General features: G+C 48.2%; 19 protein-coding genes. 5 read left to right on the top strand and 14 right to left on the bottom strand.

Annotated features, from left to right (window positions below; genetic code table 11):
- Window positions 1-2: 2 nt before the first annotated feature.
- The 4 genes from AMJAP_RS07745 to AMJAP_RS07730 all read right to left on the bottom strand — a co-directional run bounded on the left by AMJAP_RS07745 (window position 3) and on the right by AMJAP_RS07730 (window position 5,097).
- Window positions 3-791: a Na(+)-translocating NADH-quinone reductase subunit C gene (locus AMJAP_RS07745; RefSeq protein WP_019621690.1), complete on the bottom strand. Its 789-nt coding sequence runs from the start codon at window positions 789-791 to the stop codon at window positions 3-5.
- Window positions 778-1,989, bottom strand: a complete 1,212-nt coding sequence (locus AMJAP_RS07740) for an NADH:ubiquinone reductase (Na(+)-transporting) subunit B (protein ID WP_019621689.1) — start codon at window positions 1,987-1,989, stop codon at window positions 778-780. The genes AMJAP_RS07745 and AMJAP_RS07740 overlap by 14 nt, the downstream gene beginning before the upstream one ends.
- A gap of 2 nt (window positions 1,990-1,991) precedes the next feature.
- Entirely contained in the window at window positions 1,992-3,329 is a 1,338-nt protein-coding gene (locus AMJAP_RS07735) for a Na(+)-translocating NADH-quinone reductase subunit A (RefSeq protein WP_019621688.1), read from the bottom strand.
- 331 nt (window positions 3,330-3,660) lie between these two features.
- Window positions 3,661-5,097 carry a glyceraldehyde-3-phosphate dehydrogenase gene (locus tag AMJAP_RS07730; protein ID WP_019621687.1) on the bottom strand — a complete coding sequence of 479 codons (1,437 nt, stop codon included), beginning with the start codon at window positions 5,095-5,097 and terminating at the stop codon, window positions 3,661-3,663.
- Between the two features lie 275 nt (window positions 5,098-5,372).
- On the opposite strand from AMJAP_RS07730, the gene mfd reads away from it, so the two are divergent.
- Both mfd and AMJAP_RS07720 read left to right on the top strand, forming a co-directional pair.
- Window positions 5,373-8,822 (top strand): transcription-repair coupling factor, encoded by a 3,450-nt coding sequence (mfd, locus tag AMJAP_RS07725; protein ID WP_040404365.1) that lies wholly within the window; start codon window positions 5,373-5,375, stop codon window positions 8,820-8,822.
- A complete protein-coding gene (locus tag AMJAP_RS07720; protein ID WP_019621685.1) occupies window positions 8,822-9,568 on the top strand; it encodes a CsiV family protein in 747 nt (248 codons plus the stop codon). The genes mfd and AMJAP_RS07720 overlap by 1 nt, the downstream gene beginning before the upstream one ends.
- Before the next feature lie 63 nt (window positions 9,569-9,631).
- Here the strand turns inward: AMJAP_RS07720 and AMJAP_RS07715 are convergent, their stop codons facing one another.
- The 6 genes from AMJAP_RS07715 to sohB all read right to left on the bottom strand — a co-directional run bounded on the left by AMJAP_RS07715 (window position 9,632) and on the right by sohB (window position 14,655).
- Window positions 9,632-10,033 carry a DUF2750 domain-containing protein gene (locus AMJAP_RS07715; RefSeq protein ID WP_019621684.1) on the bottom strand — a complete coding sequence of 134 codons (402 nt, stop codon included), beginning with the start codon at window positions 10,031-10,033 and terminating at the stop codon, window positions 9,632-9,634.
- A 78-nt stretch (window positions 10,034-10,111) separates the two neighbouring features.
- Window positions 10,112-11,215: a mechanosensitive ion channel family protein gene (locus AMJAP_RS07710; RefSeq protein WP_019621683.1), complete on the bottom strand. Its 1,104-nt coding sequence runs from the start codon at window positions 11,213-11,215 to the stop codon at window positions 10,112-10,114.
- Between the two features lie 43 nt (window positions 11,216-11,258).
- Complete coding sequence (gene nagZ / locus AMJAP_RS07705) at window positions 11,259-12,278, bottom strand: beta-N-acetylhexosaminidase (protein WP_236588755.1); 1,020 nt, start codon at window positions 12,276-12,278, stop codon at window positions 11,259-11,261.
- Window positions 12,279-12,286: 8 nt separating this feature from the next.
- On the bottom strand, window positions 12,287-12,763 hold the full coding sequence (locus tag AMJAP_RS07700; protein WP_019621681.1) for a L,D-transpeptidase: 477 nt from the start codon (window positions 12,761-12,763) through the stop codon (window positions 12,287-12,289).
- Window positions 12,764-12,784: 21 nt separating this feature from the next.
- Window positions 12,785-13,444 (bottom strand): TetR/AcrR family transcriptional regulator, encoded by a 660-nt coding sequence (locus tag AMJAP_RS07695; protein ID WP_019621680.1) that lies wholly within the window; start codon window positions 13,442-13,444, stop codon window positions 12,785-12,787.
- A gap of 134 nt (window positions 13,445-13,578) precedes the next feature.
- On the bottom strand, window positions 13,579-14,655 hold the full coding sequence (gene sohB / locus AMJAP_RS07690; RefSeq protein ID WP_019621679.1) for a protease SohB: 1,077 nt from the start codon (window positions 14,653-14,655) through the stop codon (window positions 13,579-13,581).
- A gap of 133 nt (window positions 14,656-14,788) precedes the next feature.
- On the opposite strand from sohB, the gene AMJAP_RS07685 reads away from it, so the two are divergent.
- Window positions 14,789-15,124 carry an SCP2 sterol-binding domain-containing protein gene (locus AMJAP_RS07685; protein WP_019621678.1) on the top strand — a complete coding sequence of 112 codons (336 nt, stop codon included), beginning with the start codon at window positions 14,789-14,791 and terminating at the stop codon, window positions 15,122-15,124.
- Here AMJAP_RS07685 and nudC read toward each other — a convergent pair.
- Complete coding sequence (nudC, locus tag AMJAP_RS07680) at window positions 15,121-15,897, bottom strand: NAD(+) diphosphatase (RefSeq protein ID WP_019621677.1); 777 nt, start codon at window positions 15,895-15,897, stop codon at window positions 15,121-15,123. The genes AMJAP_RS07685 and nudC overlap by 4 nt on opposite strands.
- Window positions 15,898-16,157: 260 nt before the next feature.
- On the opposite strand from nudC, the gene nhaB reads away from it, so the two are divergent.
- On the top strand, window positions 16,158-17,657 hold the full coding sequence (nhaB, locus tag AMJAP_RS07675) for a sodium/proton antiporter NhaB (RefSeq protein ID WP_019621676.1): 1,500 nt from the start codon (window positions 16,158-16,160) through the stop codon (window positions 17,655-17,657).
- 69 nt (window positions 17,658-17,726) lie between these two features.
- Here nhaB and dnaQ read toward each other — a convergent pair whose 3' ends face one another.
- The 3 genes from dnaQ to AMJAP_RS07660 are packed head-to-tail and all read right to left on the bottom strand — an operon-like array spanning window position 17,727 to window position 19,676.
- Window positions 17,727-18,446 carry a DNA polymerase III subunit epsilon gene (gene dnaQ / locus AMJAP_RS07670; RefSeq protein WP_019621675.1) on the bottom strand — a complete coding sequence of 240 codons (720 nt, stop codon included), beginning with the start codon at window positions 18,444-18,446 and terminating at the stop codon, window positions 17,727-17,729.
- A 14-nt stretch (window positions 18,447-18,460) separates the two neighbouring features.
- Window positions 18,461-18,907, bottom strand: coding sequence for a ribonuclease HI (gene rnhA / locus AMJAP_RS07665; protein WP_019621674.1), 447 nt, complete (start codon window positions 18,905-18,907; stop codon window positions 18,461-18,463).
- A complete protein-coding gene (locus AMJAP_RS07660; protein WP_019621673.1) occupies window positions 18,891-19,676 on the bottom strand; it encodes a class I SAM-dependent methyltransferase in 786 nt (261 codons plus the stop codon). Before AMJAP_RS07660 ends, rnhA begins: the two co-directional genes overlap by 17 nt.
- An 85-nt stretch (window positions 19,677-19,761) precedes the next feature.
- Between AMJAP_RS07660 and gloB the strand changes: the two genes are divergently transcribed.
- Window positions 19,762-20,535, top strand: coding sequence for a hydroxyacylglutathione hydrolase (gene gloB / locus AMJAP_RS07655; protein ID WP_019621672.1), 774 nt, complete (start codon window positions 19,762-19,764; stop codon window positions 20,533-20,535).
- The last annotated feature ends 98 nt before the right edge of the window (window positions 20,536-20,633 follow it).

Genomic DNA, 20,633 nt, shown 5'->3' with positions numbered 1-20,633 from the left:
AGTTACGCCCCCCCTGCTTTCAGGTTTGCCAGGAATGGCGCATAACCATTCTTGCCCATCCAGAACTGAACCAGGTTGGTAACACCATTTGCTGTCAGAGTCGCACCCGCCAAACCATCAATCTGGTGCTTAGCTTTAGGGCTGGTTTTATCAACGCTACCCTTAATCAGGCCCAACTCTGGCACCATTGAGCCGGCAGGATATACTTCCTTACCAGGCCAAACCGCTTTCCAGTTCGGATTATCGACTTCGCCACCTAGCCCAGGGGTTTCTGCATGAGAGTAGAAACCCAGACCCACAACAGTGTTGAGGTCACTTTCCAGCGCTAGGAAACCGTACAAGGTAGACCAGAGGCCGTAACCGTGTACTGGCAAAATCACCTTATCGTAGCCAGTCTCGCTTTCACCTTTAACCAGATAGACAGGCATAACTTTCGCCTGATATTTGATCGAGGCGATATCAATGCCACGCTCCAGAGCGACACCCGTGTCGGACTCTTTCGCTGCTTTCTTAGCATCGTAACGCGCCGGGTCAGACACTTCTGTGTACTTACCGGAACGCAGGTCAACGAAGCGTTTCTCAATTACCTCACCGAACAGCGCCGGAATATCTTTTCCTGCAGTGGCTATACCAGCTGCAGCCAGGATATTGGTCTGACGATCAAGATTTTTATTAGCTATCTGTTTTGGCTTAAGCAGTACTGCTGACGCAGAAACGACAACAGAACAAACCACACAAAGCAAAACAGCAACAGTTATCGTTCTACCGATAGAATCTTTATTCGCTGACATTGCGCATAGCCCTCCGCTTGATATTCGCCTGCACGACAAAGTTGTCGATTAGTGGCGCAAACAGGTTAGCGAACAGAATCGCCAGCATCATTCCCTCAGGGAACGCTGGGTTAACCACTCGAATCAGAACCACCATGACACCGATCAAAGCACCAAATACCCATTTACCCGTATTGGTCATAGACGCGGATACCGGGTCGGTTGCCATAAAGAACATACCGAAGGCAAAACCACCTAACACCAGATGCCAGTAAAACGGCAGAGCAAACATCGCATTTGAATCAGAACCGATAATATTAAACAGGGTCGACAGTGCCGTCATACCCAGGAATACACCGGCAACAATACGCCATGCAGCAACTTTAGCGATCAACAGCACCGCACCACCGATCATGATGGCAAAGGTTGATACCTCACCGACAGATCCCTGGATAGTACCGATGAATGCATCGAACCAGGTAATGTTCTGAGCCAGAATCGCATCAACACCGCCTGCTGCAGCAAGGCCCAGTGGCGTAGCGCCAGAGAAACCGTCAACCGCAGTCCAGATCGCATCACCTGACATCTGCGCAGGATATGCGAAGAACAGGAAAGCACGACCGGTCAGTGCCGGGTTAAGGAAGTTTTTACCGGTTCCACCGAAAACTTCTTTACCAATTACGATACCAAAGCTGATACCCAGTGCTACCTGCCATAAAGGAATGGAGGGTGGCAGAATCAATGCAAACAGGATAGAAGATACGAAGAAACCTTCGTTAACTTCATGACCACGCTTCATTGCGAACAAGACTTCCCAGAATCCACCGACAATAAAAGTCGTCAGATAGATAGGTAGCCAGTACATCGCACCGTGCATGATGTTGTCCCACAGACTGTCCGGGTTAAAACTCGTGAACAGTGCTGCCAGACCACCCTGCCAGGTTGAAGGCTCAGTTATACCCAGGTCAGCCATAGCAGTATTTGCCTGGAAGCCAACGTTGTACAAGCCGAAGAATACAGCTGGGAAAGTACAAGCCCAAACCAGAATCATCATACGTTTCAGGTCAACTGCATCACGAACGTGAGCAGCCGCCTTAGTCACATGACCCGGCGTGTAAAAAATGGTATCTGCAGCTTCATACAGCGCGTACCAGTTTTCATACTTGCCGCCTTTATGGAAATGCGGCTCCATTTTATCAAGAATATTTCTCAAGCTCATGATCAGGCCTCTTTCTCGATACGCGTCAGATTGTCGCGAAGGATTGGGCCGTACTCATACTTGCCAGGGCAAGCAAATGTGCACAGCGCGAGGTCTTCTTCGTCCAACTCAAGACAACCCAGTTCCATCGAATGAACGATGTCGCCTGTTACCAGAGCACGCAGCAACTGCGTTGGAAGAATATCCATTGGCATCAGTTCTTCAAACTGTCCAACTGGAACCATGGCCCGTTCTGAACCGTTAGTCGTCGTTGTGAAGTTAAACTTCTTAGACGGGTTCAGGAATGACGCGAAGATATTCAGTACAGAGAACTTATTTGTGCCTGGCACAAGCCAGCCCATCAGTTCACGCTGATTACCCTCTTCCAGTACAGATACCTGGTTAGCATAGCGCCCCAGGTAGCCCATTGGGCCTGCTGCGTTACGGCCGTTCCATACAGAACCACTGATTACACGGTTATTGGAACCGTTAATCTGACCAACCAGCAACTCAGACAGGTTTGCACCCAGACGAGTACGCAGTAACGTTGGCTTGGTTGCCATAGGGCCACCGACTGCAACGACACGGTCAGTGAATAACTCACCCGTCGTAAACAGTTGTCCAAACGCGATGACATCCTGATACCCGATAGTCCAGACTGTCTTGGTAGCTGATACAGCATCCAGGAAGTGGATATGCGTACCTGCGTTGCCCGCAGGATGTTTACCCGCAAACTCTTCGACAGTAACACCATCGGTTGTTGGAATAGATGCGCCTTCAGCTTTACACAGGAATACTTTGCCTTCTGTGAGACGGGTCAATACAGTCAGACCATTCACAAAAGCATCACTCTGCTCAGCAATAACCACTTCGGGATTTACTGTCAGAGGATTGGTATCTATCGCTGTCACAAAGATCGATGCGGGCGCGCTGCCCGGCTGTGGTACTTTGCTGAAAGGACGAGTACGCAGAGCGGTCCAGGCACCGGACTTAACCAGATTGTCCTGAGCCTGTTCAGCGGTCAGTGATGACAACTGAGATGCTTCGTACTTCGTAAATTGTTCCGCTTCATCGCCATCTATCTCGATAACAACAGATTGCAGAACGCGACGTTCGCCACGGTTAATCTCTTTGATTACCCCCGCAGCAGGTGCTGTAAAATCTACACCTTCAGTTTTCTTATCGGAAAAGATCACTTGACCGAGTTTTACTCGATCTCCCACCTTGACCCGCATCGTAGGCTTCAAGCCTGCATAATCGAAGCCGATCACGGCAACGGACTTAACCTCAACAGCTGCCGATACAGTCTGCTCTGGTGCGCCCGTAATAGGTAGATCCAGACCCTGTTTGATCTTGATCATCCGCCTCACCCAATCACTATTATAATTTTTTTAGGGCCCTAACCCCGCAGAACGCGATGCTCCAGACTCTGCAACATTGTCCCCTGATGTCACAAATCAAAGCAAAATACCCTACAAACGGACAGGACTACCCCAACCCAAAAACCGGTTAAGTATAAAGATCGGGAGGTAATTTTTCTACCAGAGGGGACATTAAAGGTAACTTTTCGGTCACTATTAGCCAAGCTTATTCAGAACTTTAAGAGATAAGCTTATTCTATTTGGAAATATAAAGAAAAACCTAATAAAAAACCGCCCCTTAGGACGGTTTTGCAATTAACCAATAGTCGAATTAACGTACAGCTTTAGGGAAAGCTGGCAGCGTACACTGCGCCATACGCTGAGCCAGACGAATAACCTGACAGCTGTAACCAAATTCATTATCGTACCAAACGTAGAGCACGCAACGATTATCTTCAGCAATAGTCGCCAGCGCATCAACAACACCTGCAGCACGTGAACCAACGAAATCTGAAGAAACAGCTTCAGGTGAATTACTGAAGTCTATCTGCTTTTGCAGTGGCGAGTGAAGTGCCTGATCACGCAGATAAGCGTTCAACTCTTCCTTGTCGGTTGGATTATCCAGATTCAAATTAAGAATCGCCATAGACACGTTAGGCGTCGGAACACGGATAGCATTACCGGTCAACTTACCTTCCAGCTGAGGCAGAGCCTTAGAAACCGCCTTTGCAGCACCGGTTTCAGTGATAACCATATTCAAACCTGCCGCACGACCACGACGATCACCTTTATGATAGTTATCTATCAGGTTCTGGTCGTTAGTGTAAGCATGTACAGTTTCTACATGGCCGTTAGTCACACCATATTTAGTATCCAACGCTTTCAATACCGGAGAGATAGCGTTAGTGGTACAAGATGCAGCGGACAGGATTTTGTCATCATCAGAAATATCAGCATGGTTAACACCCATTACGATATTCTTGATACCTTTACCCGGAGCCGTCAGCGCCACTTTCGCAACACCTTTAGACTTCAGGTGCAGCGACAGGCCAGCTTCATCGCGCCAGATGCCCGTATTATCCAGCACCAACGCATTATTAATACCGTACTGCGTGTAATCAACCTGATCAGGACCATCAGAATAGATGATATTTATCAGGTTACCATTAGCAATAATGGCCTGATTTTCTTCATCAACCTGAATCGTTCCCCGGAAGGAGCCATGAACAGAATCGCGACGCAACAAGCTGGCGCGCTTCTCAAGATCATTAGTCGCTTTACCTTTACGCACAACAATTGCACGCAAACGCAACGCCTGGCCACCGCCCGTACGCTCAATCAGCAGACGCGCCAACAAACGTCCGATACGGCCGAAACCATAAAGAACAACATCCGTTGGTTCTGCAGGAGCCCCACCAATCGCAGGCGCAAGCTCAGCCTGAAGGAAGTCTTCCAGAGAAGCACCCTTTCCTTCTTCACGGAATTTAACCGCAAGCTTGCCCACATCGACATGAGCATTCTTAACGTCAATCTTATCTAGTGCCGTCAAAACAGGATGAGTATCTCTTACAGACAACTCCTGCTCTTCAACCTGACGTACAAAACGATGCGCTTTCAAAACATCAACGACAGAACGCTTGATAATCAGACGTCCATATACAGAGGTCTCAACGTTTTTATCACGGTAAAGACGACCCACAACTGGGATCAATTCTTCAGCTAAAGCTTCGCGACCTTTCCAGTCAGCTAACACTTTTTCTTGGCTCACGGCACACTCCAAAATGGTAGTAGTCAAAATAGTAGTCAAATTTTCGCTGGCCGGTATTATCCTCTTTTCCGCACCTGCGGGCAAATAAGAAACACTACACTTTAGGGTTATTTTTATATTTTATTGCCCAACCATGATCGATCAGGACAAATGCGAGACTGCTGCGGACAGTGACATATTAAACTGTACTTTTATCGCACGCGCCGTAACATAAGCGACCGAATCAACATCACAGGCCGAATAAGGCCTGCCCTGGACAACGGAGCGAGCCTTAAGTGTTTAAGAACGAGTATCAATTACCCAAATCAGACGGTGACATCCGACGCATAGGCAACCTCCCCGGCGCAGGCCGCGGTATGCTGACAACCGATATCGCCAACCAACACCCGGGATTGATACTTTGCATCACTAATGACAGTGATAATGCCACCCGCCTCAAGTCCGAGATTGGCTTCTTCAGCGATAACAGCATTGAATGCCTGCTATTCTCCGATTGGGAAACACTACCCTACGACAGTTTTTCTCCTCACCAGGACATAATATCCGAACGACTCAATACTCTATTCAGACTCCCTCAGCTACAACGCGGGGTATTGATCATCCCGGCCAGCACACTGATGCACAGAGTGGCGCCTCCACGCTTTCTGGATGGCAACACCCTTATTTTAGACCAGGGCCAGCGCCTTGATCTGGACAACACCCGCAACAAGCTCACCGACGCGGGCTATCATCTCACCGAAAGCGTGTATGAACATGGCGAGTTTGCCATTCGCGGCTCCATCATCGATATCTTTCCAATGGGCAGTAAAACCCCCTTCCGGATTGAGCTGTTTGACGATGAAGTTGAAACACTGCGCACCTTTGATCCCGAAAGCCAGCGCTCTATTGATCAGGTCGACAATATCCGCGTACTGCCCGCTAAAGAGTTCCCGTTTGACGAATCAGCAATAAAAGACTTTAAACAACGCTGGCGTGAAACCTTTGATGTCGATTACAAGCGCTGCCCTACCTATCAAGACATTTCCAATGGGCTAACCCCGCCTGGGATTGAGTACTATCAGCCACTGTTCTTTGATACCAGTGCCACGCTTTTTGACTACTTACCAGAGAATGTATTAATTCTCACCGAAACCGACTTAGAAGATCACTGCAAACAGTTCTGGCATGATGTACAGGAACGCTATGAAGAACGCCGCCATGATATTGAGCGCCCTCTTCTCGCGCCTAATAAGCTTTTTGTTCCAGCCACTGAGCTATTTAGCACACTAAAGCCCATGCAACGGGTCCAGCTACAACAAGGCAAGACCCAGGCACGCGCGGAGTCTGGTCGCTATAACCTGTCACTGACTGAACCCCCTGAATTAACGATCAACGCCCAGGCGTCTCAACCACTTGCAGCGATTGATAAATTTCTCAGTAAAACTCAGGACAAAGTACTCTTTTGTGCCGAATCTGCAGGCCGACGTGAAGCGCTGATGGAGCTGCTCGGTCGAATCGACATCAAACCGCATCAGGTCGATAACCTGCCGCAGTTTTTTGATGACGGCTTCCCGATCAATATCTGCGTCTTCCCCCTGGAACAAGGCCTGAGCGTTGCTGGCAACTTTCACCTCATAACCGAAACTCAACTTTTTGGACACCAGGTGTTTCAGCGCAGACGCCGCTCCCGGGAACAGGAGCAGTCTGAGCAGGTTATTAAAAACCTCACAGAACTGAATCTCGGCGCCCCCGTTGTCCACATTGACCACGGCGTAGGACGCTATCGGGGACTGGTAACACTCGAGCTGGACGCTCAAAGCTCTGAGTTTCTTAAGCTTGAATACGCTAACGATGCCAATCTATATGTTCCGGTCTCCTCGCTCCACCTGATTAGCCGCTATTCCGGCGCGGGCGATGAACTGGCACCACTGCATCGCCTGGGCACAGAACAGTGGAGCAAAGCCCGTCGCAAAGCCGCTGAAAAAGTCCGGGATACAGCAGCCGAACTACTGGACATCTATGCCCGTCGAGCGGCCCGCCGGGGCCATCAGTTTGATAAGCCGGACGAACACTACGCCAGCTTTAGCGCAGCCTTCCCGTTCGAAGAAACCGTCGACCAGGCCAATGCGATCCAGGCGGTAGTCAAAGATATGCAAGCAGAACAGCCCATGGACCGGCTCGTCTGCGGCGATGTTGGCTTCGGTAAGACCGAAGTTGCTATGCGAGCTTGTTTTATCGCCGTACAAAGCAACAAGCAGGTCGCCATATTAGTTCCCACCACCCTTCTGGCACAGCAACACTATGATAACTTTCGTGACCGGTTTGCCGACTGGCCTGTCAATGTCGAGCTAATTTCCCGCTTCCGCTCAGGCAAGCAGACGAACACGGTTATTGAGTCATTGAAACAAGGCCAGACCGATATCGTTATCGGCACTCACAAGCTACTGCAAGGTGATATTAAATTCAGCGACTTGGGACTGCTGATCATCGACGAAGAGCATCGCTTTGGTGTGCAGCAGAAAGAACGGCTTAAATCATTACGCTCAGAAGTAGATATACTGACTCTAACCGCTACCCCGATTCCCCGAACACTGAACATGGCGATGTCCGGAATCCGGGATCTGTCGATCATCGCCACACCACCCGCTCGCCGCTTATCGGTAAAAACCTTTGTTCGCCAGGCTGACACTCCGCTTAAAAAAGAAGCTATTCTGCGTGAGCTATTACGCGGCGGACAAGTGTATTACCTGCATAACGAAGTCAAAACCATTGAACAAACCGCTGCCGAAATCAGCGAGCTAATACCGGAAGCCCGTGTGGCGATTGGCCACGGTCAGATGCGAGAACGCGAGCTTGAACAGGTAATGACCGACTTCTACCACAAACGTTTTAACGTACTGGTCTGCACCACCATTATTGAGACGGGCATAGACGTACCTAACGCCAACACCATTATCATAGATCGCGCGGACAAGTTCGGCCTGGCCCAACTTCATCAGCTGCGAGGCCGGGTAGGGCGATCCCACCATCAGGCTTACGCCTATCTTATGACGCCACACCAGAAAGCGATGTCCACTGACGCCGTCAAGCGATTAGACGCTATCGCCAGTGCCGATGATTTAGGAGCAGGATTCACACTGGCCACCCACGACATGGAAATTCGAGGCACCGGCGAGTTATTAGGCGATGACCAGAGCGGCCAGATACAAAACATTGGCTTTTCACTCTATATGGAGATGCTCGAACAAGCAGTTGAGTCTATACGCGAAGGCAAAACACCTAATCTTGAGGCCCCACTTAAACATGGAGTCGAAATCAATCTGCGCATTCCCGCCCTCATCCCGGATGACTACCTCCCCGATGTTCATAATCGTCTCATCATGTACAAGCGAATTGCGAATGCTAAGAATGACATCGAACTGAAAGAGCTTCAGATCGAGATGATCGACCGTTTCGGCATCCTGCCAGAACAGACAAAAAACCTGTTTCGCCAAACCCAGCTTAAACTTCAGGCAGAGCCTCTTGGTATCAGTAAGATTGATGCGGGAGAAAAAAGTGGCCGAATCGATTTTGAAGCCGATACAGTGGTCGACCCATTTAAACTGGTCCAGCTGGTTCAACAACAACCACAAAAATTTCAGTTTGGCGGCGCCAGTCAGCTGAAGTTCACATTGAATATGGCTAAAATAGAGCAGCGCTTCAAAGCAGTAGAACAACTGCTACTCCAATTGACTGGGAATGAATAATGATCAAACTCTATTCAGGGTTTTTACTGGCTCTGTCTCTGACACTGGTTAACAGTGCTCCGGTACACGCCGCAGCTTCAGACTACAAAGTAGAGGTACTGGCTTTTAGTCACCTGTCGTCCGACACACTGGATGACGAAATCTGGCCAGTGATTGAAACACTTCCATCTCGCCGTAGTCGTGCGCTTAAGTATTATAAAAAAGGGCAACAAAATGGTTACTTTACCCGCCTGCCTAAATCATCCCTTAGCCTGAGCGCTAAACAAGCCAGCCTTAAACGCAGCTCACTGTACAAAGTGCTTTTTCATGAAGCCTGGATTCAGCCTATCAACAGCAGAAAAGACCAATACCTGATCCGCATCAATGGCGGCGAAGTTCTGGATAACGGTCTTTATGAGCTGGACGGCTACATTTCGGTCGACAAAGGCCGCTATCTTCATTTCCGCAGCGATCTGTTTCACAGCCGGAGCCTGAGCCCTGCAGAAAGCACAGCACTCTTAAAAACATCAACAGAAACAACAGTCACTGTTCAGGAACCGCTACCCGAAAGCGCCGACACACTGCCCGACACAACCTCAGAGCTGAGTAGTGAAAGCATGAATGGTAACCGTTATCTGAATCAGACAGCCATTCCTGACTTTCTTACCGTTGAGATGAAATCTGCTCGCCGCATGCGAAGAGCAGAATTACACTACCTGGACCACCCACTGTTTGGTGTCCTGGTACGAATAACCCCCATAGAATAAGCAAAAAACGGAGCCCAATGGCTCCGTTTTTTTAAGGCATACAACAGTATGAACCGCGTAAGATTATCTCTTATTCGAGCGCTTCACCTCTTTGGTTAACATCATGTCCAGCTCCTCAGGCCAGACTACCAAACCATCTTCATCTTCTGCCCCAGGGAGCGGAAACACAACAACGGCGAAACCATCCTCTTCCAGTCCCGGAGTCCAGCGATAATTCCACTGCTTCAGCGTGATCGACATCGCCTCGCACTCAGCCCATTCCCCCGTAGCCCATTGCTCAGCAAACTCACGGTCTGGCCAGACAGGAACGCAGTCTTCATCATCTGTATTGAGCATTACACTACCGTGCTGATCGGTCAGAATCCACACCTGACCAGTTTCTACAACCCGGCTTACCAGATGATCGAAACGTTTTTCAGCGTCATACCCTGCAATCAGATCAAGCTCGTTTTGCTCAAGCGTCACGATATTATTCTCCAGTTAAATCAAATCCATAAAACATATCTATTTGAGGCGGCGCTATACGCGCCGCTTAACAAACAATCAGGTTGGCTCTGGAGCCGGTTGACTGGCTTCCAGGTGTATCGTCTGCGTTGGAAAGGCAAAATCAGCTTCGTGCTCGTGTACGATAGTGATAATTCGCCCCATGACGTCCTGCTTTATGCCATGAAACTCCACCCAGTTAGTTGTTTTGGTAAAGGTATAGATAAAGAAATCCAGCGACGATGGACCAAAACTATTCAGATTAACGATCAACGTCTGCTTTGCATCGATATCAGGGTGATTTTGCAGCATCTCTCTCACAGCATCCACCACCGCAGAAATACGCGATGAATCTTCGTAGCGCAGACCGATCGTCTCGTAAATCCGTCGATTGGTCATACGCGATGGATTTTCTACTGAGATATTGGCAAAGGTTGCATTGGGTACATACAAAGGCCGCTTATCAAAGGTACGTATACAGCTCTGACGCCAGCCAATTGCCTCCACAGTACCTTCGATCTCCTGATCAGGAGAGCGTATCCAGTCGCCTACTTTAAAAGGACGATCCAGATAGATCATTAAGCCACCGAAGAAGTTTGCCAACAGATCCTTAGCCGCAAAACCTACCGCAATACCACCGATACCACCGAACGCCAATACGCCGGAGATGCTGTAACCCAGGCTCTGCAGCACCACCAGCGTTGAGGTAATGATGATAGATAACCGTAGCAGCTTACCGATCGCCCCTACGGTCGTTTGATCCATCGGTTTCTTCACTTTATCTTTAGAGACCAGCGCACCTTCTGCCTGACGAATAAAGCGAATCAGGAACCAGGCGATCATTACGATCACCAACACTTTACGAACAGGGCTTACTGCGGTTAACAACAACGAATCCGACTGGAGCTTCATCAACTCCAGCGACAAGCTGAGCCCTAACACCCAGATAAGCAATGCCACCGGGCGCCGAGCCGCATGCAGCAAGATGTCATCCCAAACATTGCGGGTTTTAGCTAATTGCATTTCAAGGCGGCGAAACACCCGATTTGAGAAGAAGTTAACCAGCATCGTCACAAATACGACCAAAAATACCTGAAAAATCCAGGCATCCTCATAGCCAGTTAGCCCCAGCTGGGTAAAGACCTCTGTCAGCTGCTCCCGCATTTTTATTGCTCCATACTTTCAGTTATAAGCTCAATCAAAAGCTCTATTTTTGGGGAATTAGTTGCTTCGTCAGCTCAACGGCCTGCTGCCAACGAGGCGAACTTTGAATCTCAGCAATATCATAGAAACCCTTCGCACTCATTCTGCCTATACGCTCAGAACCCTGATGACTAATCTGCTCCAGATAATTAAGCACCTGCAGTGCCGCTGCGCGGTTATTACACACCAACAACATATCACAACCCGCTTCTAGTGCTTGCTCTGACCGGGACTCAAAACTACCAGCAACACTGGCACCTTCCATCGTCAGATCATCACTGAATACAACGCCATCAAAGCCAATATCGGACCGTAATCGCTGCTGTATCCAATAAGGGGAAAAGCCTGCAGGCCGGTCATCTACTTGTTGATATATAACATGAGCCGGCATAACTGCATCTAAGCCCTTCGCCATCAGACTGATAAAGGGCAACAGGTCCTGAGCCTCGATATCTTCCAGCCTCCGCTCATCAACCGGAATCTCGTGATGCGAGTCTGCAACAACCCAGCCATGACCAGGAAAATGCTTTCCTGTCGACGCCATACCTGCTTCGCGCATACCCGTGATAAAAGCGCCGGCAAGCTCAGCAACATCTTCTGCTGAAGAAGAGAAAGCTCTGTCTCCAATAACGTCACTGACCCCAAAATCAAGATCCAGCACTGGAGCAAAGCTAATATCAACGCCATAGGCGATCAACTCAGCTGCCATCAGCCAACCCAGCTCGGTGGCAACAGCACACCCCTGAGCAGCATTAGCTTCGTGCAATTTTCGCAGTGCAGCCATCGGAGGCAAACGGGTAAATCCGTCTCGAAAGCGCTGCACCCGCCCTCCTTCCTGGTCTACAGCGATAAGGATATCAGGCGAGCAGACACGTATTTCGCGAATAAGATCGGAAAGCTGCTGTGGAGATTCATAATTACGACTAAACAGAATTAGACCACCTACCTGAGGGTTCTGTAACAGAGCTTTATCCTCTGTTGTCAGACTCAGACCGGCTACGTCCAGCATTAATGCTCCAGACATCTGGCTTTTTACTCTTCTATAATGACCCGGGTTCCAACATCCACTTGCTCAAACAGTTGCGTAATATCATTATTACGCATCCTGATACACCCATGAGACAATGGCTGCCCCATCGGCTCAGTATCCGGCGTTCCGTGAATGTATATATAGCGCTGCATTGTATCAACGCTTCCCAGACGATTGCGACCTATTTCACACCCCGAGAGCCAGAGAATGCGCGTTAAAATCCAGTCACGATCGGGGTATTGGCGAGCCAGCGCAGAAGAAAAAACCTCTCCCGTAGCTCGCCGGGCAATATAAACAGTATTCAGCGGCATACCGGCACCAACCTTCGCGCGCACGAGGTGATCACCACGCGGAGTACAGCCCGTATTTTTTTCTTCTCCAGGACCATTCAAGGCCGTTGAAACAGCATAAGAGTTGACGCAGACATCATTCCGCCAGAGCTCCAGGCACTGGCGGCTGATTGAGATTAGGATATACATAGGGTGATTACAGACAACCCATCAAAGACGGGTAAAGGGTGTATGTTCTGCACGCGCCTGAAGACCAGCAACTAAAACAGGAATCATACGGTGTAGCGTACGCTCAACTTCAGCGACGCGTTCAAACTCTCGCATTTCAATCGCGACCAGGGTTTGAAAATTCGACAACGTAAAGACGATTGACCCCAGCAGAAAATGCAACCGCCAGAAAAACTCTTCATCACTCATCACCGCAGAATCAATTCGAAGTAACTCGACATACTCAGAAAACGAATTACCGTATCGGGCAACCATCGCATTGCGAAGCTCCTCCTGATTTTTCATATAGATCAGTTCGAGTAATCGCATAAAGACAGGCAACGCAAACTGCTTCGATTTGCCAATTTTCAGCAGCGAACGCATCAACATCTCAAGCAGCTCTTCGGCAGAAATAGTTCCCGGCACCTGAGCTAACTTACGTTCGCTAATTGCCTCATGCAGCGTCGTCACAAGTGGATTGAGATACTTCTCAGCAACAGCCGAGATTAACCCCTTTTTTGAGCCAAAGTGATAATTAACCGCGGCTAAATTTACCTTAGCAGCACTTGTAATCTCCCGCATCGTGGTTTCTGCGAAGCCCTGTTCAGCAAACAAAGCTTCGGCAGCTATCATGATTTTCTTAGCGGTGGCAGACTGTCGCATCGACGCTCCTGTGTCGAACCAGATCTATAAGACAATACTCTGGCATAAAATTTCACTGTTTTATGTTTTAAACATGCACAATCAAATTATAATCAACATTGCAAGAAATGCAGCACTTTCCCTTACCACTATGGTTACTTAGCCAGTAATCGGACATTCAGAATACGCCCAACCCATTTCGTAAATAAAGAGTCAGTCGTTTTAATCGACATTTCAGAAATACGATCCTGCAGTGTTTTCTTGTACTCATAACGAACTGAATACACATCCGCTTCTTCACAGGCTTTTGCCAGGTACTCATCGCTGGTTAAAATTTCATCTATCAGATTAACTGACAACGCACGACGACCAAACCAGACCTCACCGGTAGCCACCTTCTCCATGTCCACTTGCGGGCGGTATTCGGCTACAAACTCTTTAAACAGACTATGAGTGTCTTCCAGGTCTTCAATGAACTTTTCACGCCCTTTTTCAGTATTCTCGCCCATAACCGTCATGGTCCGCTTATACTCGCCCGCCGTTAGTATTTCATAATCAATATCGTGTTTTTGTAGCAAACGATGAAAATTAGGTAACTGCGCCACCACACCAATAGATCCCAGAATTGAGAAAGGAGCCGCAATGATTTTATCTGCCAGACAGGCCATCATATAACCACCGCTGGCCGCCACTCTATCAACACAAACCGTTAGCGGTACACCATGACGTTTGATCCGTTCCAGCTGCGAAGAAGCCAGACCATAGCTATGCACCATGCCTCCAGGGCTCTCTAGTCGAACCACCACTTCATCTTTTTCGGTCGCCATCGTTAAGACTGCAGTAATCTCTTCCCGCATCGGCTCAAGTTCTGACGCTTTGATATCCCCATCAAAATCAAGAACAAAGACACGCTTTCGTTCAGGCTCCGAAGGCTGCTCCACCTTACCTTTTTTCAACGCTTTTTTACGCGCCTTGGCATCAGCTTTGTCTTGCTTCTCTTCGTCTTTCAGCTGCTGCTTATAAACGTCAGCATCCAGCACAACCTCTTTCAGGGCATGCTCCATGTCCTCAAGTGTCTCATTCAAACTATTAACACTCAGATAGCCTTCTTTATGATCTTTCTTATTGCGGGATGCAACGACCCCAATGACAACGATAACCATAATAATTGCACCAACCACCGTCAGCGCTTTAGCCAGAAACAATCCGTAACTTGCCAGAAAATCGACCACTTCACACTCCAGATAAGTATGCCAATAAAGGCATTTAAGCGAATTCAAGATATTGATTTATAGCCGGGTAATGTAACATAGAACCTACTAAGGCAATATCACTGATATGTAAATTTGAGAAGCTGTATTAATCATGTCTGAAGCAATCACCGTGAGTCGGGTAATCGAGAAACTTTCCAGCCGTTTCATCGCAAAAAACAGTGTCGATATTAACTCGACCTATCAATTTCAACTCCACGATGCTGAAGACTTTTACTTCACTATTGCGAACCAGTCTCTCCTCGTCGAAACCGGTAATCATTCTGATCCTGATATCACCCTGATTCTTGACAGCGAGACCTTCATTCGGGTGGTCACAGGTGAACAAGATGGCATGAGTGCTTTTTTAAAGGGCCAGCTCCGGGCAGAAGGCAATGTAATGCTGGCAACCAAACTCGGTAAGTTTTTCAGTAAAGAGAAGCAGAGCTAACCCCCGTTCGATTCATACTGCTTAAGAAAGGCATCAATCAACTGTCGAGAGATAGTGAAACCCGGCGGGATGGGGGTGTTTTTGAGTTCGCTGTAATGAAACCAGCGCGCATCCACAATTTCACCCGGCTCCGGCACAATTTCGCCCGAGACGTAGTCCGCAAAAAAACCTAACATGAACGAATGAGGGAAAGGCCAGGACTGGCTACAGCGATAACGTATATTGGCTACCTCTACACCCACTTCTTCCCGAACCTCCCGGACCAACGCATCTTCTGCACTCTCCCCTGCCTCGATAAAACCTGCCAAAGTGCTATATCGGGGCTCCGTAAAGCGTATTCCCTGAGCGAGCAGACAGTATTCTCCCCGAATGACCAGCGTGATAATACAGGGAGAAAGCCTGGGGTATTGGGTCAAACCACAGGATTCACACTGCTTAGCCAGATCCTGCTGATGATGGGTAAGCGCATTGGCACAGCGAGGGCAATAAAGATGGTCACGGGACCAGGTCATTACCTGAGCCGCCCGTGACAATAGCGGAAAATATTGCTCTTCAGACTCAGACAGTAACTGTCTTAATCCTCTTGAAGGCGATAATGCCCCTTGTTCATTCTCGGGCAACACAACCAACCGAACCTGTTGCTCAGGCACCAATGTCAGATCGTATATCTCTAACGCCTGCTTATGATTAAAACAGGGAGTGCTAAAAAGCCACTGACCCTGCTCATCTGAACAAAGCCTATCCCCAACAGCATAAATGTATTCAATACCCATAGTTAAACATCAGCCCTAATAAAAACAGATAATTAAGCAGCGTTTAAGCCTTTCTGTATTAAGACCAGCAAGGTACACTCTGCAAGCTATTCAGAATAGTTTATGCAGACTATTGATTTATATTAAGGCCTGCTAATCTAAGCACAATTATAATAACTTTAACCACTTTACTTATTTCATGAAAGCGAAAGATTTATTCTTTATTGAGTCAATCTGAAACTTTCTGGAAGCCCCCGAATTGGGACAGGACCATGGCATCGATGACCACTACGCAGGCTCTTATTAAAAACTTTCTTGGCAACTCTCCAATCTGGTATAAACAGGCAATCATCCTGTTTTTAGTACTCAACCCGATTCTTCTTTACACTGTAGGCCCTGTTGTCACAGGCTGGATTCTGATTTTCGAATTTATTTTTACATTAGCACTGGCGCTGAAATGCTACCCACTTCAGCCTGGAGGCTTACTCGCCCTGGAAGCCATCATCATTGGTCTCGCCAGCCCCCATACTGTCTACCATGAAGTAGAAGCAAACCTTGAAGTCATACTGCTATTGATGTTCATGGTAGCCGGCATTTACTTTATGAAAGACATGCTTCTCATGGTGTTCACTAAGCTGTTGCTTAAAGTGCGCTCCAAGATGATGCTGTCGTTACTGTTCTCGCTCTTCTCAGCAGTGCTCTCTGCATTCCTGGATGCTCTGACGGTCACCGCTGTACTCATCAGTGTCGGTGTCGGTTTCTACGCGGTTTATCACAAAGTTGCTTCAGGAAAGAATTTCCATCATTCAGGCCACGATCACGGCGACGATGACCATGTCCATGAAGACCATCATGCGACGCTGGCACAGTTTCGCGCATTTCTTCGCAGTCTCTTGATGCATGGTGCGGTAGGTACGGCACTGGGCGGAGTATGTACTCTGGTAGGCGAACCACAGAACCTGTTGATCGCACAAAAAGCCGGTTGGGACTTTGTCCAGTTCTTCGTATTAATGGCACCGGTGACTATGCCCGTCCTGGTGGCAGGTTTAGCAACCTGTTTGCTGCTGGAAAAATTAAAGTGGTTTGATTACGGCGCAGAGATACCCCACTCAGTCCGCACAATTCTGGAAGACTTTGATATTGAGCAGGATAAGAAACTGACCAAAACAGATAAAATAAAGCTGATGGTACAGCTTTTAGTGGCAGGTTTCCTAGTCATTGCACTGGCATTCCACCTCGCCTCTGTCGGCCTGATTGGCCTGACTATTATCATCCTGCTAACCGCGTTCAACGGCATCGTTGAGGAGCACCAGATCGGTAAAGCTTTTGAAGAAGCGCTTCCCTTTACTGCGCTTCTGGTGGTGTTTTTCGCAGTTGTTTCGGTCATTCATGAGCAGCATCTGTTCCAGCCAATCATTGCTGCGGTATTGGAGATGGATACGGCAGTTCAACCGGGAATCTTCTTTATTGCTAACGGCTTTCTGTCTGCTATCTCGGATAACGTTTTCGTTGCAACTGTTTATATCAACGAAGTCGCGGCTGCTTTGGAAGCCGGAACGATTACACGGGAACATTTTGACCTGCTGGCTATCGCCATTAACACCGGTACCAACATCCCTAGTGTAGCGACCCCTAACGGTCAGGCAGCATTTCTATTCCTGCTAACCTCAGCCCTGGCTCCACTTATCCGCCTCTCTTACGGCAAGATGGTGTGGATGGCGCTGCCTTACACAATAGTGATGAGTCTTACAGGTTACACTGCGGTAACTCTGTTCTTATAACGTTACTAACAAAGAACACAGGCAAAAAAAGCAGGCTATAAGCCTGCTTTTTCTTTTTTTAAACAACAGTTACTGCTGTTCTTTGACCTCAGCATCTATCTGGCTCCAGATGCTGCCCCCCTTACCATCCAACCTGGCAATATAGGCTGCATGTTCTTCCAGCTCTTCTGCTTTAGCCCGTCGGACATTCAGATTCAGCCCGCTGGTATCGAGCCGATGCACCTGATCCACCCCATCATGTCCCTCATCTTCACCGGCCAGCAGCAAATTTTTCTGGCCACCGGTCAGCATCAGATAAACATCAGCCAGAATTTCAGAGTCTAGTAATGCTCCGTGTAGCTCACGGTGACTATTATCAATCCCGTATCGACGACAGAGAGCATCAAGGTTATTTTTCTGGCCAGGGTGCTTCTTTCTGGAGATAGCCAGAGTATCGGTCACCTGACAGATCTTGTTGATACGCTCAGGGTGCCCTGAAAGCTTGAACTCATGATCCATAAAGCCAACATCGAACGGAGCATTATGAATAACCAGATCAGCACCGCGAATAAAATCCAGAAATTCATGCTGAATTTCGGCAAACAGGGGCTTATCCTGCAGGTACTCATTGGTGATACCGTGTACCTGAATCGCTTCATTTTCAACAATACGATCCGGATTTATATATTGATGATAAGTGCGCCCGGTCAGGCGTCGGTTTACCATCTCAATACAACCAATCTCGATAATTCGGTGCCCCTCTTTGGGGTCAATACCGGTCGTTTCGGTATCCAGTACAATCTGTCTCATTGTTTATCTATCACTTATGCCTGTTGCAGGGCCAGTTCAACCCCTTTATTCGCCAACTGGTCTGCTAACTCGTTACCAGGGTGTCCACTATGTCCTTTAACCCATTTCCACTCTATCGAGTGGCGGGCATTTTGTTCATCCAGCCGTTTCCACAGATCCGCATTTTTCACCGGTTTTTTAGCCGATGTTTTCCAGCCATTGCGCTTCCATCCTGCCAACCATTCAGTAATACCTTTACGGACATACTGAGAATCGGTAGTCAGAACAATATCGCAGGCTTCTTTTAAAATAGTCAGAGCTTCTATCGCGGCCATCAACTCCATTCGATTATTGGTGGTTTCCATTTCGCCACCGAATAACTCTTTGGAATGCTCGCCGTACTCAAGCACTGCTCCCCAGCCTCCAGGACCGGGATTACCTTTACATGCACCATCGGTAAAAATATTAATTCTTTTCTTCACTCACTCTTCCTCGGGCACCACGGGTTGTAGGTTCAACCAATGGTAAATTAATCAATTTTCGTGCCTTACGAACCGGCTGTACCGGTGCCGCACCACCCACATCTTTACGGGCTACCTGTAGTGTAAACGCGCCACACTGGCCTGAGCAGCGACGAGTCATCGCCTCAATTAAACGACCACGCTGACGCCAGGATTCCTTTTCGAACGGCAGACGATAATAATCGGATAACACCTTAACTTCCGTCAACTCCAACAAGGCCAACCAATCATGCATACGTTGAGGACTAATAAAATGTCCCTGCCAGGGCACAGTCTCTTTATTGCATTTGAGTTTGCGATAAATACCCCACCAACTCATCGGATTAAAGCCCACATTTAACAGATAACCACCAGGACGTAGCACACGTGCCGCTTCCCGCAATACCTGGTGAGGGCTTTGAGCGAAATCCAGTGCATGATGAAGTAACACAACATCGATACTATTGTGCTCAAAAGGCAGTTCTTCATTACGCGCAATCACCGCGGTATCTGGCAGCCCCAGTTCAGCCATTGGGTTAACCTGGATTTGATGCCTGACAGAACTCTCTCGCGCTAAATCCAACCGATTATCAAAACTAATCTGCACCAGATGATAACCAAACATAGTTGGCAACAGACGATCCATCAGCTGTCGCTCGGATAAAAGTAACTGTTGTCCCAACTCAGTATCAAACCAGTCACGTAGTTCGGGTAACCAGTCGCCGAGTTGAGGCTGTTGCTTAAATACCATACTGTGTAAGCTCTTAACGCTATGCTGTTAATAGAAACATAGTGTACTACAGTATCTGACAAATCCGATTCAGCCGAGGCTTAAAATGTTCAATATCACGCCAATTTCTGCTTTCAATGACAACTATATATGGGCACTCGCTTCACCAGATAGCAGTGAAGTCGCTGTGATTGATCCTGGCGATGCGGACAAAGTAAATCAATACCTGAAGAAAAACGGTTTTCAGCTCAGCGCAATACTGATAACTCATCATCATGATGACCACACTGGCGGAGTTAAACAACTCAAAGCAGAACATAATGCCACGGTCTATGGCCCGCAAAACTCCCCTTTTGACGGACTGGAGGTTACGCTGAAAGAAGGAGATCAGGTCGAGCTGTTTGGTCAAAGCCTACAGGTCCATGAAGTACCGGGACATACTCTGGATCATATCAGCTATTATCTGGGGGACACGCAACCACAACTGTTCTGTGGCGATACCCTTTTCCTGGCTGGCTGCGGCCGCCTTTTTGAAGGAACGGCTGAACAGATGCACAAAGCGATGGAATACTTTCGCAGCCTGCCCGATACCACTGAGATCTACTGCACCCATGAGTACTCGCTTGCGAATCTCGCCTTTGCCGCAGCTGTCGAACCGGCTAATCCTGCTATTAACGCAGCAACCACTCAGTGTAATCAGCTACGTCAGGCCGGCAAGCCAACACTGCCCACCGATATCGCCACTGAGAAACAGATCAATCCATTTCTTCGCTACGATGAAGCCTCAGTAAAGCAAGCAGCAGAGCAATTTTCTAACGCAACTTTAGCGTCAGAAGTGGCTGTATTTAGCGCCATTCGTGAATGGAAAAATTCATTCTGAATCAGCAGTCAGATCAGCATCTAAGCGATTAAAGCAGATCTACAGTTGACCCCCTCAAAACCGCCCCATAGAATGCTGACTTTTAAATAGTCTACGGG

The sequence above is a fragment of the Amphritea japonica ATCC BAA-1530 genome (genome assembly GCF_016592435.1).
Lineage (GTDB): Bacteria > Pseudomonadota > Gammaproteobacteria > Pseudomonadales > Balneatricaceae > Amphritea > Amphritea japonica.
This window is presented reverse-complemented; position numbering and strand designations above follow the sequence as displayed.